Source organism: Thioalkalivibrio sp. XN279 (genome assembly GCF_011089885.1).
Lineage (GTDB): Bacteria > Pseudomonadota > Gammaproteobacteria > Steroidobacterales > XN24 > XN24.
The window spans coordinates 494,389-509,522 of record NZ_JAANBD010000028.1; the positions used below are offsets into that span (position 1 = coordinate 494,389).

Sequence of the window (15,134 nt, forward strand, 5' to 3'; positions counted from 1 at the left end):
GCGCGCAAGGCCCCCAAGCCCGCCGCCCTCGCCGAGGCCGGCGAAGAGTGGGCCGAGTTCTAGTCCTCTCCTGAGGCTCAACCTCCTCTCCCCCCCTCGAGCCTCTTCAAACCTCCGGCAGGCAACTGCCGGGGGTTTTCTTTTTCCGGCCTACAGAAACCAGCTTCGCAGCCGATACGGACTGTGGGCCCGTACCCGATCCAACCCGAGGATGCACCTCGCGTGAGCGCAGTCGAAAAAGAGTTCGATTTCAGCGACCGTGACTTCGATGAAGTCCGGCGGCTGATTCACAAGCACGCGGGCATCGCGCTGCATCCCGGCAAGCGCCACATGGTCTACAGCCGCGTGGCACGACGCCTGCGCGCGACGCGCCTGACCCGCTTCGACCAGTACCTCTCCCGGCTCGAGAGCGATCGCGTCGAGTGGCAGAACTTCGTCAATTCACTGACGACCAACCTCACGGCGTTTTTCCGTGAGTCGCACCACTTCCCGCTGCTGGCAGAGCACGTGCAACAGCACTGCCGCGGGCGCGAGGTGGTGATCTGGTCGGCGGCCTGCTCCACCGGCGAGGAAGCCTGGTCGATCGCCATGACCATGGTCGACGCGTTCGGCACTTTCACGCCGCCGGTGAAGATCGTCGCCACCGACGTCGATACCAACGTCCTGATGCACGCAGAAGAAGGCGTGTACAGCACCTCGCGTATCAGCGGCATCCCGGAACAGGACGTGAAGCGCTTTTTCCTGCGTGGGAAAGGCGCCCGCGAGGGGCTGGTGAAGGTCCGGCCCGAACTGATGGAGCTCGTCACCTTCCGGCCGCTGAACCTGCTCGCCGAAGAGTGGTCGGTGCGCCCGCCGGTGGACGCGATCTTCTGTCGCAATGTCATGATCTATTTCGACAAGCCCACGCAACGGCGGGTGCTGGAGCGTTTCGTGCCGCTGTTGCGGCCCGAGGGCCTGCTGTTCGCCGGCCACGCCGAGAGTTTCTCGCACGCCGCCGACCTGTTCCGCGCCCGCGGTAAAACCGTTTACACCCTGACGGGGGCCAAATGAAGCCGACCCCGGCAGTCACGACGCCGCCGCTGGGCAGCAAGCTGGTGCCCAACCTGTACTTCGACCGCGACCACGGGTCCATGGCGGTGAAGATCCTGCCGGGCGAGTTCTATGTTTCCACCCGCGGCGAGATCATCGTCACGGTGCTCGGCTCCTGCGTCTCGGCCTGCATTCGCGATCCCAGGCTCGCCATCGGCGGCATGAACCATTTCATGCTGCCGCATGGGCACCCCGACAGTCGTTGGTCGCAATGCCTCTCCCAGGCGGCGCGCTACGGCACCTATGCCATGGAGTGCCTGCTCAACGAGCTGTTCAAGCTGGGCGCCGACCGCCGCCGACTCGAGATCAAGCTGGTCGGCGGCGGTCGGGTGCTGGCGCAGATGTCGGACATCGGCAAGCGCAACGCCGAGTTCGTGCGCGAGTTCCTGCGCACCGAGGGGCTCAAGGCGGCCGGTGAGGACCTTGGCGGCGACTTCCCGCGCAAGGTCGTCTATATGCCCGAGTCAGGTCGCGTAAAAGTGAAGCGACTCCAGGTGCTGCGCAACGACACCATCGCACAGCGCGAGAAGAGATACCTGGATGAAATCGACCATATGCCCGACCAGGGCAGCGTGGAGCTTTTTTGAGGTGCGCACATGAGCGGCAAGCCTATCAAGGTGTTGGTGGTCGACGACTCGGCCCTGGTCCGCAAGATCCTCACCCTGATGCTGCAGCACGACCCCGCCATCGAGGTCGTCGGCGCGGCCCCGGACCCCTATATCGCACGCGAGAAGATCAAGGAGCTGGAGCCGGACGTCATCACGCTGGACGTGGAGATGCCGCGCATGGACGGGCTGACCTTCCTGCGCAACCTGATGCGCCTGCGGCCGATGCCCGTGATCATGGTCTCTTCACTGACCGAGCGCGGTGCGGATGTCACGCTCGAGGCCCTGTCGCTCGGCGTGGTGGACTTCATCACCAAGCCCAAGGGCGACCTCGGCAACCAGCTGCAGGCGCTGGGCGAGGAGCTGTGCGCCAAGGTGAAGGCGGCCGCGCACGCGCGCATCCGTGGACCGGTCCCGCAGCAGAAGCTCAGTGCCGATGCCGTGCTGCCGCGCCGCCCGCACAAGCACCTCGCCACCACCGACAGCCTGATCGCCATCGGCGCCTCCACCGGCGGCACCGAGGCCATCAAGGAAGTCCTGCTCGGCATGCCGCCCGACGCTCCTGGCATCGTCATCACGCAGCACATTCCGCCGGGCTTCAGCCGGGCCTTCGCCGAGCGCATGGACAAGATGACGCGGCTGCGCGTGAAGGAAGCCGAGGACGGCGACGCGGTCATCCAGGGACATGCCTTCGTCGCACCCGGGGACAAGCACTTGTTAGTGGAGCGCTCCGGCGGCCGCTACGTGTGCCGCCTCAGCGACGGGCCGCCGGTGAACCGCCACAAGCCCAGCGTCGACGTGCTGTTCCGCTCCATCGCGCATTCCGCCGGGCCGCGCGCCACCGCGGCGATCCTTACCGGTATGGGCGCCGACGGCGCGCAGGGCCTGCTGGAATTGCACGAGGCCGGCGCCCACACCGTCGCCCAGGACGAGGCCACCTGCGTAGTCTGGGGCATGCCCGGCGAGGCGGTGAAACTCGGTGCAGCGGATGAAGTGCTGCCCCTGGCCAAGGTGGCTGCGGCACTGCTCGCCGCGCCGGCGACCCGCGGCACTGCGCGTGCTAAAGCGGCGGCCGGTACCGGCCGATAACAAGCACACACGGACGCGACCACCTGGACACCAGACATGCATAGCATCCCGACCCGAATCTACATCGCCATCGGCGCCGTCGCTGCGCTGGTGCTGCTCGGTCTCGCACTCGCTGCGGGCGCATGGCTCCAGGCCAGCGTGGCGGTCGCCGCGGTGCTCGCGCTCGCCGCAGCGGCCGCTGCGGATATCGCTTCGCGGCGGAATGCCGTGCGGCAGGAAGCGCAGGTCGCGAAGGTGGTCGACGCCGCCCTGGCCGAGGAACTGCCTCGCATCCACACCCAGATCGACCGCGTGAAGCGGCTGATCGCCGACGCGGTGAACCAGTTGTCGCGCAGCTTCAACAAGATGCACGGCCTGAGCCAGGCCCAGTCCGCGGTGCTGCAAAAGGGCTTCCAGGAAGCCTCGCGGGACGAGGGCCACGCGCGCGAAGAACAGCCCAGCGACGCGCTGGAACGTTTCGTGGACGCACTGATCCAGTCCAGCCAGCAGAGCGTGCACATGGCGAACGAGACCGAGAAGATGCTCGGTCACCTGCAGGGCATCTTCAAGCTGCTGGAAGACGCGCGCAGCCTGGCGGAGCAGACCAACCTGCTGGCGCTCAACGCCAGCATCGAGGCCGCGCGCGCCGGTGAAGCGGGCCGCGGATTCGCGGTCGTCGCCGACGAAGTGCGCAAGCTCTCCATCCGTTCCGCCGAGTTCAACGAGCAGATCCGCGGACGCGTCACCGAGACCAGTGAGGCCGTGGCGCGCGTGCAGCAAAAGGTCAACCAGATGGCGGCGCGCGACATGAGCGAGACGCTGCATGAAAAGGAACGCATCACGCACATGATCGCCCAGGCCGAGGCCGTGAAGGCCCAGCTCCGGTCTGCTATCGGAGAGCTGGGCCCGATCGGCGACGAGCTCGGTGCCGCGGTGGCGGATGCCGTCCGCTCGCTACAGTTCGAGGATATATCCGCCCAGTCGCTGGGGGTCGCGGTGGAGAGCATCGAGCATCTGGAAGCGCTGCGTGGCGAGATCCATGCGCCGACGGCCAGGCCAGCCCCGATGGAACACGCCGCAACCAGGGCCGCCCCGGTCCCCGCTCCGGCTGCGCCGGCGCCGCGCCCGCACGGCCCGGTCTCCCAGACCAGCATGCAGGCAGGCAGCGTCGAACTGTTCTAGATACTGTCGTCGCCGGGCCGTACGTGGCCCGGCGCCTCATTGCGGCGGGGTTCGGCCGTGCGCAAGCAGCGCCCGCGCCAGCCCGTCGGCCACGCCTCCCCCGGCATTGACCAGGACGACGAGCGCGAGGTCCTCGTCCGGGACGATGGCGAGAAAGCTGCTGCTGCCGGCGGTCCCGCCGTTGTGCCAGGTCACCGTCCGGTCCGCGATGGTGACCTGATGCCATGCCAGCCCGCCACCGTCCTCCGTGCGCGGCTCCAGTGCGGCAGTCACCCAGGCCGGCTCTCCGGACACCAGGCGCTGCGCCAGCGCCAGTGCGTCCCGCGCCGAGGTCTGCCAGCCGCCTGCCGGGGCGTAGGCATCCAGCGTCCACGGCGGGACAGGCTGGCCCGCCTGGTGGCCCTGTGCACGGCGGCCATCCACCGCATCGGGCGCCAGCGCGGGCGCCGCCAGCCCCAGCGGAGCGAACACGCGCTCTGCCAGCAAGTCCGCGTACGACGCCTCGCCCGCCCGCGCCAGGAGCTGCCCGAGCAGGGCGCTGCCGAAGTTGGAATAGGCATAGCTGCCGCGACCGGCAGCGACCTGCGCCGCGTCCACCCGCGCCACGTCGGCGAAGATCTCCTCCGGCGTGCTGCCCGCATAGGGGTCGGCGCTGGTCATGCGAGCCTGCATCTCGGGCCCGCTCGCCAGCCGGGGCAGGCCCGAGCGATGCGTGGCGAGCTCTTCGAGGGTAATGGCCGCGACTGCGGGATCGACACCCAGATCCGCCGGCAGCAACTCGCCGACGGGCTGGTCCAGCCGCACGTCCCCTGCATCGACCATCTGCGCCAGCAGCAGCCCCGTCAGTCCCTTGGTCACGGAGCCGGCCTCGAACACCGTGTCGGGGTCCGGCGCGCGGCCGTCGCCGGCATCGCCATGCGCCACGAAGCGGGCGCCCTCGCTGTCGAGCAGGCCCACCACCACGCCTGGCGCAACCTGCCGCTGCTCGACGAATTCCTCCAGATACTGCGCCACCACGTCATCGGCGGGCAGGCGCCCGTCCGGCGTCTCGCCGGCAGCCACGGCGGCGCCGAGATTTTCCGCCGGCGCCGGCCGGACGCTGAAACCCTCGATGAGACCATCCGGCCCCAGGGCCCAGGTGACGGCGATGGGGTTCGGCGACCCGCTCCACCGGCTCACGCGGCGATACACCGCGATGCCCTGCTGCCGTGTGACCTGCTCGGACAGCACTGCGTTCTCCTCGCCGAGCTGCGCCAGGATGCCGGCGCCGGTCTGGGCCAGGCCCTCGCGACTGCCCACCACCGCCTGCATCTGGGACCCGAAGCGCTCCCACAGCCCGGCAATCTCGCCGGACATCCATTGCTGGGTCAGCGCGCGCCCGGCCTCCAGCACCGGCGCATCAGACGCCGTATCGGTCTCGGCCAGCGCGCCGGCGGCATGTCCCGCCAGAACGCATATCGTCAACACCACCACCATCCGCTGCACAATCGTTTTCATCTCTGCTCTCCTCCATTCCTGTTGTCTCGCACTTCACCGATCAGCGCCTTCAGCTGCTCGCGATAGCGCGCCAGCGCCGCCTGTCCGGCCGGCGTGATGGCCGCCCGCGTCTGTGGGCGCTTGCCGACGAAGCGCTTTTCGATGAGTACCAGGCCGCCGGCCTCCAGCTTGCTGAGGTGACTCGAAAGGTTGCCCTTGCTCAGCCGGCAGGCCATTTCCAAGAAGCTGAACTCCGCGTGCTCGGCCTGGCTCAGCACCGTGAGAATCGCGAGGCGCGCGGGCTCGTGGACCAGGCGGTCGATGCCGAGCACGCCATCGATGGCGTCGCGCGTACTGTCTTTCACTCGCGCGCCTCCTGGGCCGCGAATTCCGCGCGCAGCGCAAGATACTCGCGGTGTTCGCGCAGCCCGTAGAACGCGGCGATGGCCGCGCAGGCGCCGACGTAGATGAGCCAGGTGGCCGGGTAGTTACCGCCGCCGATCACCACCGCGGACTGGCACATCAGGAGCACACCGACCAGGAAGTCGCTCACCGACCAGAACCAGCGCCAGGCCACCAGCGGCAGTGCGGTGACGATGAGGGCATAACCGAGCATGTCCGGACCCGGCATCTTGCCCACCTCGAGCGCGGTGTAGCCGAGCACCCCGAGAACGAACGCGGCGACCACCGCGAGATAAATCACCATCCAGCGATGCTCGCGCTGTTCCTTGGCGGTCGGTGCCTGCAGGGCCCGGCCGTCGCGCTGGTAGTAGCCGACCCGCAGCAGTTCCTTGGCGAGCAGCCAGAGCGCCGGCGCCAGCGCCAGGACGATCCGGTCCGCCGGGCCGAGCTCGACATAGGCATTGGCCAGGAAACTGGCAAAGAGCAGGATGCCGCCGATCACGGAGCTGAGCCCGCCGGCGCTGCGTGAATATCTTGCGTAGCGCTGTGCGCGCGCAGCCAGTCGGTCGAGGTCGTCGAGGTTCACGTGCATCTGCCTGCCTCCCTATGGATGCAAACTAGTTTGCAGCGCAAACCTTATGTCGTCAACCCCCTCTTGTCAGCCGCTCCTGTCGACAGCCCGGCGCTGGCGCCGCATCACCACCAGCACCAGCACGATGGCCGGAATCCCCGTGGCCGCGGCGTAGATGAAGAACAGCGGGTAGCCAAAGGCGTCTACGAACACGCCGGACCAGCCGCTGATGGCCTTCCCCACGAGCGACATCAGCGAGCTGAACAAGGCGTACTGGGTGGCGGTATAAGCCGGGTTGGTGAGGCTGGACAGCCAGGCGATGAAGGCCACGCCGGCCAGGCCCATGCTCAGGTTGTCGCCGCTGATGGTGAACACCAGGATCCGCAGGTCCGGCCCCGACAGGGCAAGGAACATGAACATCAGGTTGGTCACGGCCAGCATCACCGCCGCCAGCAGCATGGTCTGCAGCGTGCCCCAGCGCGCCACCAGCACGCCGCCGGCAGCGGCGCCGACGATGGTCATCATGAAGCCGAAGACCTTGGTGACACTGGCGATCTCGGACTTGGTGAAGCCGAGGTCGAGATAGAAGGGATTGGCCATGATGCCGAGCACGCGGTCGGAGATGTTGAAGCACAGCACCAGGCCCAGCAGCACCAGCGCGAAGCGGCCGTTACGGCGGAAGAACTCGGCGAAGGGCGACACCACGGCGGCGCCGATCCAGGCTGCCATCCGCCGCAGCGGGTCCCACAGGCCCGCGTGCGCGGAGAGATAACGCGCGATCTCGCCTTCCATTTCCGCGGTGATGGGGTCGATGCGGCGTTCCGGCTCGCCCACGGACAGGGTGGTGACGACGCCCACCAGCATGAGGCCGGCCATGGCGGCGTAGGCCACGTGCCAGTTGTAGAAATCGGCCAGGTAAAGCGCGCCCGCGCCGCCGGCGAGCACCGCGAAGCGGTAGCCGAAGTTGTAGGCCGCCGCCATGGCCCCCTGGCGGGACTGCTCCACGGCCTCGATACGCCAGGCGTCGACCGTGATGTCCTGCGTCGCCGAGGAGAAGGCGACCAGAAGCGCGAAAACCACCACGCTGCCGATCTGCAATGCCGGATCCAGGCGCGAGAGCATGTACAGCCCCGCCACCACGCCGACCTGCGCGAGCAGCATCCAGGAGCGCCGCTGGCCGAGGAGCCGTGTCAGCCCGGGCAGGGCCACCCGGTCCACCACCGGCGCCCACAGCACCTTCACCGAGTACGTGATCCCGATCCAGGCGAAGAAGCCGATGGTGGCCCGCTCGACACCGAAGTCCCGCAGCCACGCGGAGAGCGTGGAGAAGACCATCGGGAACGGCAGCCCGGCGGAAAAGCCGAGGAACAGCATGGCCAGCACCCGCGGATGCCGGTAGATGCGCACCGCCTCGAGCCAGGCGCCGAGGCGGCTGCTCACCCGCCGGCGCTCCCGGGCTCGAAGTCGTAGTCGAGGATCAGCGGCGCATGATCGGAGAAGCGTTCGCCGGTGTAGATGTCGGCAGCCCTGACTCTCTCGCCGAGCCCGGGCGTGACCACCTGGTAGTCGATACGCCAGCCCACGTTCTTCTCGCGCGCCCGGCCGCGGTTGGACCACCAGGTGTAGCGGTCGGGCCGGGGATCGACGACGCGGAAGGCGTCGACGAACTTGAGCCGGTCGAACAGCATGTCCATCCAGGCCCGCTCCTCGGGCAGGAAGCCGGAGTTCTTCAGGTTGCCGCGCCAGTTCTTGATGTCGATCTGCTTGTGGGCGATGTTCCAGTCCCCGCAGATGACGTACTCGCGTGGGCGGCGCTTCACCCGGCGCAGGAAATCCTCGAACTCGTCGAGGAAGCGGAACTTGGCCTCCTGGCGCACTTCGCCGGAGGAGCCCGACGGCATGTACAGGGACGCCACCGAGAGCCCGGGGAACACCGCCTCGATGTAGCGCGCCTCGGGGTCGAACTCGGCCGAGCCGAAGCCCGCGATGACGCGGATCGGCTCCTGCCGGCAGTAAAGCGCCACGCCGCTGTAGCCCTTGCGCTCGGCATCGAGGTAGTAGCAGTGATAGCCCGCGGGCCGGAACAGCCCGTCGCTGATCTGGTGCTCCTGGGCCCGGGTCTCCTGCAGGCAGACGACGTCGGCCTGCTGGCCGGCGAGCCACTCGAAGAAGCCCTTGCGGGCGGCGGAACGGATGCCGTTGGCGTTGAGGCTGATGATACGCATGTCACAGGAGGACTCGGGCCTGCGGTGTATGATACCTGCCGACGCAGGATCGGCCGCAGCGCGGCCCACGACAGCCTTTGCGGATAGCTACATGCAGGATTACAAGCACGCCTTCATCGAGCTCGCCATGGCCCGCGGGGCCCTGAAATTCGGCAGCTTCACGCTGAAGTCGGGGCGCCAGAGCCCTTACTTCTTCAATGCCGGCCTGTTCAACACGGGTGCGGCGCTGGGCGAGCTGGGCGCCTGCTACGCGGACGCCATCGTCGCCTCCGGCATCGAGTTCGACGTGCTGTTCGGGCCGGCCTACAAGGGCATCCCGCTGGCCACGGCGGCCGCCACGGCGCTGGCCGAGCGCCACGGGCGCGACATGCCCTGGTGCTTCAACCGCAAGGAGGCCAAGGACCACGGCGAGGGCGGCAACCTGGTCGGCGCGCCGCTGGCGGGGCGGGTGCTGGTGATCGACGACGTCATCACCGCCGGCACCGCCATCCGCGAATCCATCAGCATCATCCGCGGCGCCGGGGCGGAGCCCTGCGGCGTGGTGCTGGCGCTGGACCGCCAGGAACGCGGGCGCGGGGAACGCTCCGCAGTGCAGGAGGTCGAACAGGACATGGGCCTGCCGGTAGCCAGCATCATCACCCTCGCGGACCTGCTGGCGGACATGGCGGCGCGGTCCGACACCGATGCCGAGAGCCTGGCGGCGCTGCGGGACTACCGCGAGCGCTACGGGGTCGGCTGAAGGCGGAAACCCAGGAAGATGTTGAGGGGGGAGGCACCCGGAGGCACTATGAGGCGCATGAGCATGAGACACCTTGGCTTGCTGGCCGCGCTGGCGCTCGCCGTCTTTCCCATGGCGGATGCTGTTGCCAGCTCCGGCAAGATCTACCGCTGGGTCGACGAGAACGGCGTGGTGCATTTCGGCGACGCCATCCCGCCCGAGTATTCCAAGGAACGCCACGACGTCGTGGACGAGCGCGGCGTGCGCACCGCGGTGAACGAGGCGCGGCCGGCGGAACCGGTGCAGAGCGACCGCGACCGCGCGCTGCTCGCCACCTACGGCAGCGTGGGGGAGATCGAGGAAGTGCGCGATCGGCGCACCGGCTACCTCGATGCGCAGAACGACGTGGCGCGGGATCGCCTCGAAGGACTGAAAACGCGCCGGCAGGAGCTCGAGGGCAACCCGAACGCCATGAACGAGCTCGCCACCGTGACCCAGCGCATCGGCGAGTACGAGGCCGAGATCGGGCGGCGCAGTCGGGAGATCGAGCGCATCCGCGGTGATTTCGACGCGGATATCCGGCGCTTCCGCGAACTGAAGGGGCTGCCGGAACCGGCCCAACCGGCGCCGCCACAGTAACCCGGGCCGGGCGGCGCGCGCCGCCTAGTGCCTGCCGGAGTGACCGAAGCCCCCGGCGCCCCGGGCACTGGCGTCGAAATCGTCCACCACCTCGAAACGCGCCCGCACCACCGGGACGATCACCATCTGGGCGAGGCGTTCGCCGGGCTGGATGGTGAACGGGGCGGTGCCCCGGTTCCATGCCGACACGTACACCTGGCCCTGGTAGTCCGAGTCGATCAGCCCGACCAGGTTGCCCAGCACGATGCCGTGCTTGTGCCCGAGCCCGGAGCGCGGCAGCAGCACCGCCGCCAGGCCGGGGTCGTCCAGGTGCATGGCCATGCCCGTCGGCACCAGTTCGGCCTGGCCCGGCGCCAGCTCCAGCGGCCCGTCCACGCAGGCGCGCAGGTCCAGCCCCGCGGAGCCGGCAGTGGCGTAGTCCGGCAGCGGGAAGTCGCGCCCCAGGCGCGGGTCAAGAATTTTCAGCTTGATGACCTGCACGCATCCTCTCCGCAATAATCTCCACCAGGCGCCGCGCCAGCCCGGCCTTGGCGCCGCTGCCCAGGTCCTCGCCGCCGCCCGGCCACAGCACGCGCAGCGCGTTGTCCTCGCGATCGAAGCCGCAATCGGCGCCGACGCGGTTGGCGGCGATCATGTCCAGGCGCTTGCCCTCCAGTTTCTTGCGCGCGTTGGCCTCGACGTCGTTGGTCTCGGCGGCGAAGCCGACCACGAAGGGCCGCGGCGCCGCCGCCGCCACCTCGGCGAGGATGTCCGGATTGCGCAGCAGCTCGAGCTGCATCTCGTCCGCCTGCTTCTTGATCTTGCTCGCGGCGACCTGCGCCGGGCGATAGTCCGCCACCGCAGCCGCGGCGACGAACACGTCCGTCCCGGCCAGCTCGCCCTGTACGGCCGCACGCATCTGCGCCGCGGTTTCGACCCGGATCACCCGCGCCCCGGGCGGCGACGGGAGATCCACCGGCCCACTCACCAGCACCACCTCGGCGCCGGCCTCGAGCGCCGCCCGCGCCACCGCGTAACCCATCTTTCCCGAGCTGCGGTTGGTGAGGTAGCGCACGGGATCGAGCGCCTCGCGCGTCGGCCCGGCCGTGACCATGACCTTGCGGCCTGCCATCGCACCCTCGGCCGGAGTCGGCGCCCCCTGCAGCGCGGCCACGATCTCGACCGGCTCGAGCATGCGCCCCGCCCCGGTCTCGCCGCAGGCCTGGGCGCCCTCGGCCGGGCCCAGCACGCGCAGGCCCCGGGCCTGCAGGCGCACGATATTGTCCTGCGTGGCGGGGTTGGCCCACATCTGCCGGTTCATGGCCGGCGCCACCCACAGCGGCGCCTCGGTCGCCAGGCACAAGGTGGTGAGCAGGTCGTCGGCCATGCCCGCCGCGAGCCGGGCGAGGAAATCCGCCGTGGCCGGCGCCACCAGCACCAGGTCGGCCCAGCGCGCCAGCTCGATGTGGCCCATGGCGGCTTCGGCCGCCTCGTCCCACAGGCTGTCGCGCACCGGGTTGCCGGAGACCGCCTGGAAAGTGAGCGGCGTGACGAACCTGGCCGCCGCCGGGGTCATGACCACGCGCACCTCGGCGCCCTGCTCGCGCAGGCGCCGCACCAGGTCGGGCGCCTTGTACGCGGCGATGCCGCCGGTGACGCCGAGAAGCACCTGTTTTCCAGCCAGACTGCCCATAAAGGCTCCATGCCCCGGATGCGTGCGGCAGCTTAACCTGAGTGACCCACGAATTGGCAACCTCGGGACACCTGCACGCCATGCCACACCTGCCCATCCGGGACTGGCCGAAGAGCGAGCGGCCGCGCGAAAAACTGCTCGCCGCCGGGCCTTCACGACTGTCCGACGCCGAATTGCTGGCCATTTTCCTGCGCACGGGCGCCCGCGGTCGCAGCGCCGTGGACCTGGCGCGGGAGCTGCTGGTGGGATTCGGCGGCCTGCGCGGCCTGCTCACCGCGGATCTCCCCCGCTTCTGCGCCCTGCCCGGCCTCGGGCCGGTGAAGTACGCCCAGCTGCAGGCCGGCCTGGAGCTGGCGCGGCGCCACCTCGAGGAGACCGTGCGGCGCGGTCCCGCCCTGGGCTCGCCCGACGCCGTCCGCACCTTCCTGCGGGCGCGGCTGCGCGACCTGCCGCACGAGGTGTTCTGCTGCCTGTACCTCGACAACCGCAACCGCGTGATCGCCTTCGAAGAGCTGTTCCGCGGCACCATCGACGGCGCCAGCGTCCATCCGCGGGAAGTCGTCAAGCACGCCCTGGCGCAAAACGCCGCCGCCCTCATCCTGGCCCACAACCACCCCTCCGGCGTGGCCGAGCCGAGCCAGGCCGACGAGGTCATCACCCGCCGGCTGAAGAGCGCCCTGGGGCTGGTGGACATCCGGGTGCTGGACCACCTGGTCGTGGGCGACGCGACCTGCGTATCCTTCGCCGAGCGCGGCCTGCTGTAGGCGGGAGAGCCCCGCGCGGCGGCCCGCGGTCTTGCACCACGGCAGGCGGGGCGGCATAATGCCCGACTCTCCAGCGACCGGGTCACCGGTTTTTTCGAGGAATAACAGTCATGTCGCGAGTCTGCCAGGTCACCGGCAAGGGGCCGATCACCGGGAACAACGTGTCCCACGCGAACAACAGGACGCGCCGGCGCTTCCTGCCGAACCTCCACACCCATCGCATCTGGGTGGAGAGCGAGCGGCGCTGGGTCAAGCTGCGCGTCTCCCAGCAGGGGCTGCGCATCATCGACCGCAAGGGCATCGACAGCGTCCTGTCGGAGCTGCGCGCCCGCGGCGAAAAGGTCTGAGGAGCAATACGATGCGCGACAAGATCAGGCTCGTATCGAGCGCCGGCACCGGCCACTTCTACACCACCACCAAGAACAAGCGCCTGCACCCGGAGAAGATGGAGGTCATGAAATATGACCCCCGCGTGCGCAAGCACGTGGCGTACAAGGAAGCCAAGATCAAGTAAGGCTTGCCGCGCTTGCAGCGACGCATGAAAAAGCCCGCCTTTCGGCGGGCTTTTTCGTTACCGGCTGTTGCCGCCAGGCGCGGCGCGCAGCAGGTTCAGGCCGCGCGCAGCTGGTAGCCGCGCAGGGACGCGGCGAATTCCTGCAGGGCGCGGACGCCGCTCTGCTCGGCCTGGGCGCACCACTCGCGAAACTGCGCCAGCAGGGCCTCGTTGCTCGCAGCCTTGCCGCTCCAGATGGACTTCAGGCGCTCGCGGAACTCGTGCACCGTGGCCAGCGCCTGGCTGTTCGCCAGCACTTCTTCCAGCCGCCGTCGCGCCGCAGCGTCCAGCAGCGCCGTCTCGCGCACCAGCAAACGCCGCAGATGCCCGCCGCGCTCCGGCAGGCGGGCGCGTAGCGCGGCCAGTTCCAGGCGCAGAGTCGGCAGGGTGACGTGCCGGCTGTAGTCGCGCATCACGTGCATGCGCGCCACGACCACGGCGCGCAGGGTTTCGAGCTCAGCCTGCGGGGCCGCAGCAGCGCGTGCCGGCCGGGGCGCGGTACGCCGCACCCGCGCCAGGCGGAAGAACTGCAGCAGCCGCAGCACGCCCCAGCCGATGTCGACCTCCCACGGGCGGATCGAGAAGCGTGCGGAGGAAGGATAGGCATGGTGGTTGTTGTGCAGTTCCTCGCCGCCGAGCAACAGCGCCCAGGGGGTGACGTTGCGAGACGCATCGGCGCACTCGAAGTTGCGGTAGCCGGCGTAGTGGCCCACCCCATTGATGATCCCCGCCGCGAGCAGGGGCTGGGAGACCAGCTGCACGGCGATCATGATGATGCCCGGCACGCCGAACAGCAGCAGGAAGGCGACGACCATCAGGCCGATGCCGAGGTAGGTGTGGCCGGAATAGACGTTGCGCTCCAGCCAGTCGTCCGGCGTGCCGCGACCATACTTCTCCAGGGTCTCGGCATTCTGCGCCTCGGCGCGGTACAGTTCCGCCCCTTCGAGGAGCACCTTGCGCAGCCCCTCGACCTGGGGACTGTGCGGGTCGTCGGGGGTTTCACAGCGCGCATGGTGCTTGCGGTGGATCGCGACCCATTCGCGCGTGCTGATGCCGGTGGTGAGCCACAGCCACAGGCGGCTGAAATGCCGGATGGCCGGATGCAGGTCGACGGCGCGGTGCGCTGCGTCCCGGTGCAGGTACAGCGTGACGGCGAAGACCGTGACCTGCACCATGAGCAAGGAGGCAAGCACGTAGCCCCAGGCGGACAGGCCGAGCAGGCCGTTGAAATGAGCGAGAATGAAATCCATCACAGGGAGCGCACCGTATTGAGAATCGTTCTCTCGACTATAGAGGGTCGGTACCGGGAAGTCATGTCGCGCGCTCCCGCGTTCGCGGACACGCCGCATGCCTGAGCTGCCGGAGGTCGAAACCACGCGCCGCGGCGTGGCGCCGTGGATCGAGGGCGTGCGGGTCAGCGCCGTGGACCTGCGCCAACCCGTGCTGCGCTGGCCGGTGCCGCGCAGCATGGCGCGCGAACTCCCGGGACGGCGCATCGTGGCGGCACGGCGCCGCGCCAAGTACCTGCTGTTCGAGGCCGAGGGCGACCGCACGCTCATGCTGCATCTCGGCATGAGCGGCAGCCTGCGCGTGCTGCAGCAGCCGGAACCGGCCGGCGTCCACGATCACCTCGACATCGCGCTGGAGAACGGGCGCGTGCTGCGTTTCCGCGATCCGCGTCGTTTCGGCTCGGTGGACTGGGTGCGCGGCGACCCGCTGCGGCATCCGCTGCTGCGCGAGCTCGGGCCCGAACCACTGGGCCCGGACTTCACCGCGGGGTATCTGCGCGCTGCCTGCCGCGGGCGACGCACCAGCATCAAGCAGCACATCATGAACGGCCGCATCGTCGTCGGCGTGGGCAACATCTACGCCAGCGAAGCGCTGTTCCGCGCCGGCATCCACCCGGCGCGCGCCGCAGGACGCATCGGCGCGCCGCGCATCGCCGCGCTGGTGGCCTCCATCCGCGAGGTGCTGGAGGACGCGATCCGCCAAGGCGGCACCACGCTGCGCGACTTCGCCTGGGGCGACGGGCAGAGCGGCTACTTCCGCATCGAGCTCGCCGCCTATGATCGCGCCGGCCAGCCCTGCCAGCGCTGTCATGGCATCATCAGGGCCATCGTCCAGGGACAACGCACGACTTACTACTGCCCCGCATGCCAAAGGTGAGCCG

General features: G+C 69.2%; 18 protein-coding genes. 10 read left to right on the forward strand and 8 right to left on the reverse strand.

Annotated elements, in window-relative coordinates:
* The first annotated feature begins 222 nt into the window (after nucleotides 1–222).
* Genes G8346_RS11880 through G8346_RS11895 form a run of 4 tightly spaced genes read left to right on the forward strand, consistent with a single transcriptional unit; the run spans nucleotide 223 to nucleotide 3,944 of the window.
* The gene (locus G8346_RS11880) at nucleotides 223–1,050 is read left to right on the forward strand and encodes a CheR family methyltransferase (RefSeq protein WP_370520621.1); all 828 of its coding nucleotides are present in this window, start codon (nucleotides 223–225) and stop codon (nucleotides 1,048–1,050) included.
* Nucleotides 1,047–1,676 (forward strand): chemoreceptor glutamine deamidase CheD, encoded by a 630-nt coding sequence (cheD, locus tag G8346_RS11885; protein WP_166051491.1) that lies wholly within the window; start codon nucleotides 1,047–1,049, stop codon nucleotides 1,674–1,676. Before G8346_RS11880 ends, cheD begins: the two co-directional genes overlap by 4 nt.
* 9 nt (nucleotides 1,677–1,685) lie before the next feature.
* Nucleotides 1,686–2,783 (forward strand): chemotaxis response regulator protein-glutamate methylesterase, encoded by a 1,098-nt coding sequence (locus G8346_RS11890; RefSeq protein ID WP_166051493.1) that lies wholly within the window; start codon nucleotides 1,686–1,688, stop codon nucleotides 2,781–2,783.
* A gap of 36 nt (nucleotides 2,784–2,819) precedes the next feature.
* Nucleotides 2,820–3,944, forward strand: a complete 1,125-nt coding sequence (locus G8346_RS11895; RefSeq protein WP_166051495.1) for a methyl-accepting chemotaxis protein — start codon at nucleotides 2,820–2,822, stop codon at nucleotides 3,942–3,944.
* Nucleotides 3,945–3,980: 36 nt separating this feature from the next.
* On the opposite strand, the gene G8346_RS11900 is transcribed toward G8346_RS11895, so the two are convergent.
* The 5 genes from G8346_RS11900 to G8346_RS11920 form a co-directional block, all read right to left on the reverse strand.
* A complete protein-coding gene (locus G8346_RS11900) occupies nucleotides 3,981–5,441 on the reverse strand; it encodes a serine hydrolase (protein WP_166051497.1) in 1,461 nt (486 codons plus the stop codon).
* Nucleotides 5,438–5,785 carry a transcriptional regulator gene (locus tag G8346_RS11905; protein WP_206202708.1) on the reverse strand — a complete coding sequence of 116 codons (348 nt, stop codon included), beginning with the start codon at nucleotides 5,783–5,785 and terminating at the stop codon, nucleotides 5,438–5,440. Before G8346_RS11905 ends, G8346_RS11900 begins: the two co-directional genes overlap by 4 nt.
* Nucleotides 5,782–6,414, reverse strand: coding sequence for a hypothetical protein (locus G8346_RS11910; protein WP_166051499.1), 633 nt, complete (start codon nucleotides 6,412–6,414; stop codon nucleotides 5,782–5,784). Before G8346_RS11910 ends, G8346_RS11905 begins: the two co-directional genes overlap by 4 nt.
* Before the next feature lie 66 nt (nucleotides 6,415–6,480).
* On the reverse strand, nucleotides 6,481–7,833 hold the full coding sequence (locus G8346_RS11915; protein ID WP_206202709.1) for an MFS transporter: 1,353 nt from the start codon (nucleotides 7,831–7,833) through the stop codon (nucleotides 6,481–6,483).
* On the reverse strand, nucleotides 7,830–8,618 hold the full coding sequence (locus tag G8346_RS11920) for an exodeoxyribonuclease III (protein WP_166051501.1): 789 nt from the start codon (nucleotides 8,616–8,618) through the stop codon (nucleotides 7,830–7,832). Before G8346_RS11920 ends, G8346_RS11915 begins: the two co-directional genes overlap by 4 nt.
* Before the next feature lie 91 nt (nucleotides 8,619–8,709).
* Between G8346_RS11920 and pyrE the strand changes: the two genes are divergently transcribed.
* Both pyrE and G8346_RS11930 read left to right on the forward strand, forming a co-directional pair.
* Entirely contained in the window at nucleotides 8,710–9,357 is a 648-nt protein-coding gene (gene pyrE / locus G8346_RS11925; protein ID WP_166051503.1) for an orotate phosphoribosyltransferase, read from the forward strand.
* Between the two features lie 57 nt (nucleotides 9,358–9,414).
* Nucleotides 9,415–9,975 carry a DUF4124 domain-containing protein gene (locus G8346_RS11930; RefSeq protein ID WP_166051505.1) on the forward strand — a complete coding sequence of 187 codons (561 nt, stop codon included), beginning with the start codon at nucleotides 9,415–9,417 and terminating at the stop codon, nucleotides 9,973–9,975.
* Between the two features lie 24 nt (nucleotides 9,976–9,999).
* Here G8346_RS11930 and dut read toward each other — a convergent pair whose 3' ends face one another.
* Together dut and coaBC are read right to left on the reverse strand one after the other, a co-directional pair.
* Nucleotides 10,000–10,455: a dUTP diphosphatase gene (gene dut / locus G8346_RS11935; RefSeq protein ID WP_166051507.1), complete on the reverse strand. Its 456-nt coding sequence runs from the start codon at nucleotides 10,453–10,455 to the stop codon at nucleotides 10,000–10,002.
* Nucleotides 10,427–11,647, reverse strand: coding sequence for a bifunctional phosphopantothenoylcysteine decarboxylase/phosphopantothenate--cysteine ligase CoaBC (gene coaBC / locus G8346_RS11940; protein WP_166051509.1), 1,221 nt, complete (start codon nucleotides 11,645–11,647; stop codon nucleotides 10,427–10,429). Before coaBC ends, dut begins: the two co-directional genes overlap by 29 nt.
* A gap of 89 nt (nucleotides 11,648–11,736) precedes the next feature.
* Between coaBC and radC the strand changes: the two genes are divergently transcribed.
* From radC to rpmG, 3 genes are all read left to right on the forward strand, one after another.
* On the forward strand, nucleotides 11,737–12,411 hold the full coding sequence (gene radC, locus G8346_RS11945; RefSeq protein WP_166051935.1) for a DNA repair protein RadC: 675 nt from the start codon (nucleotides 11,737–11,739) through the stop codon (nucleotides 12,409–12,411).
* Between the two features lie 110 nt (nucleotides 12,412–12,521).
* Complete coding sequence (gene rpmB, locus G8346_RS11950) at nucleotides 12,522–12,758, forward strand: 50S ribosomal protein L28 (protein WP_166051511.1); 237 nt, start codon at nucleotides 12,522–12,524, stop codon at nucleotides 12,756–12,758.
* 11 nt (nucleotides 12,759–12,769) lie between these two features.
* Nucleotides 12,770–12,925 carry a 50S ribosomal protein L33 gene (gene rpmG / locus G8346_RS11955; RefSeq protein ID WP_165347807.1) on the forward strand — a complete coding sequence of 52 codons (156 nt, stop codon included), beginning with the start codon at nucleotides 12,770–12,772 and terminating at the stop codon, nucleotides 12,923–12,925.
* Nucleotides 12,926–13,020: 95 nt separating this feature from the next.
* On the opposite strand, the gene G8346_RS11960 is transcribed toward rpmG, so the two are convergent.
* Nucleotides 13,021–14,214: an acyl-CoA desaturase gene (locus G8346_RS11960; RefSeq protein WP_166051513.1), complete on the reverse strand. Its 1,194-nt coding sequence runs from the start codon at nucleotides 14,212–14,214 to the stop codon at nucleotides 13,021–13,023.
* A gap of 97 nt (nucleotides 14,215–14,311) precedes the next feature.
* Between G8346_RS11960 and mutM the strand changes: the two genes are divergently transcribed.
* Entirely contained in the window at nucleotides 14,312–15,130 is an 819-nt protein-coding gene (gene mutM, locus G8346_RS11965) for a bifunctional DNA-formamidopyrimidine glycosylase/DNA-(apurinic or apyrimidinic site) lyase (RefSeq protein WP_166051515.1), read from the forward strand.
* Nucleotides 15,131–15,134 lie beyond the last annotated feature (4 nt).